Source organism: Candidatus Saccharimonadia bacterium, from assembly GCA_035544015.1.
Classification (GTDB): Bacteria; Patescibacteriota; Saccharimonadia; order UBA4664; family UBA4664; genus UBA5169.
This window is the reverse complement of sequence record DATKIP010000115.1, coordinates 1-1,253: the sequence shown is the minus strand read 5'-3', so window position 1 is coordinate 1,253 and position 1,253 is coordinate 1. Positions and strand designations below refer to the sequence as shown.

At 60.5% G+C, this 1,253-nt stretch carries 2 protein-coding genes; both read left to right on the top strand.

Annotated elements, in window-relative coordinates; translation table 11 throughout:
• Positions 1–58 precede the first annotated feature (58 nt).
• Complete coding sequence (locus VMT30_09575; GenBank protein HVQ45174.1) at positions 59–394, top strand: transposase; 336 nt, start codon at positions 59–61, stop codon at positions 392–394.
• Positions 373–1,236 (top strand): IS3 family transposase, encoded by an 864-nt coding sequence (locus tag VMT30_09570; GenBank protein HVQ45173.1) that lies wholly within the window; start codon positions 373–375, stop codon positions 1,234–1,236. The genes VMT30_09575 and VMT30_09570 overlap by 22 nt, the downstream gene beginning before the upstream one ends.
• The last annotated feature ends 17 nt before the right edge of the window (positions 1,237–1,253 follow it).

Genomic DNA, 1,253 nt, shown 5'->3' with positions numbered 1-1,253 from the left:
CGACACCAAGCTTCCCCCGATTTAGTTGACACCTCGGCCTAACGGCTGGAGGTGTGTTGTGCCCAAAGCAGCACCGAGGAAGATCGAGAGATACGGAGATCGATTCAAGGCAACTGCGGTGAAATTGAGCAGCTTGCCTGGAGTGCGGGTGAAGGATGTTGCGGCAGCATTGGACATTCATCCGTTCATGCTCTCGTTGTGGCGAAAGCAGGTTCGAGAAAGGGTGATCGTGGCGAGGGCATCCAAGCTGGATGTGGAGACCACGGCGGAGCTGAGAAGGCTGAGGGAGCTCGAGCGGCGCTACAAGGTGCTCAAGGAGGAGCACGAGCTGCTAAAAAAAGCCATCCGGTTTGCTTCCGATCGAAAGCGGAGATCTTCGCCTTCATCGAAGTAAACCGGACGCACCACAAGCTCACGCTGATGTGCCGGGTCTACGGGGTGACCAGGGCGGGGTTTTACGGCTGGCGCTCGCGCGAGCGTAGCGAGCGTGAGCGCCAGAACGAAGCCCTAGCGCTGGAGATCCGCGCGGTTCATGCCGAAAGCCGAGGTATCTACGGCAGTCCTCGAGTGCACCAGGCGCTGCGCCAACGCGGCCGCGGCGTGGGCGAGAATCGCGTCGCGCGCCTCATGCGCAAGCACGGCATCAAGGCTCGGGTCGCCAAGATCCGCTACACGAGCCCTGCCATACAGCGCTACTTCGACAGCGTGCGCAACGCGCAGCTCGATCTCAAGCTCGAGTGCCCCGACCAGGTGTGGGTGGGCGACATCACCTATCTCAAAGTGGGTGCGATCTACCGCTACCTGGCGGTCGTCATGGACAAGTACAGCCGGCGGGTACTGGGCTGGAGCTACGGCCCGAGGAAAGACGTCGCGTTGACGTTGCGTGCACTCAACAGCGCCGTACGCAGGCGCTGCCCCAAAGCGGGTCTGGTGTTCCATACCGACCGCGGCACCGAATACGCTGCAGCGGCGTTCAAGCGACGCCTCGGGCAGCTCGGGATCACGCAGAGCATGAACCGGCCAGGCAGGATGACCGACAACGCCTTCATCGAATCCTTCTTCCATTCGATGAAGGCGGAGATTTACCACGGGGTCCGATTCGAACAGGACTTGGCAATTCGTGATGCGCTGAAGAGCTACGTCCCGTTTTACAACACCGATCGACTTCATTCATCATTGCGCTACGTGTCGCCTGCGACGTTCGAACGGCAGGCTCAAGGAGCCGGGTGTCAATGAAATCAGGGGAACATCCC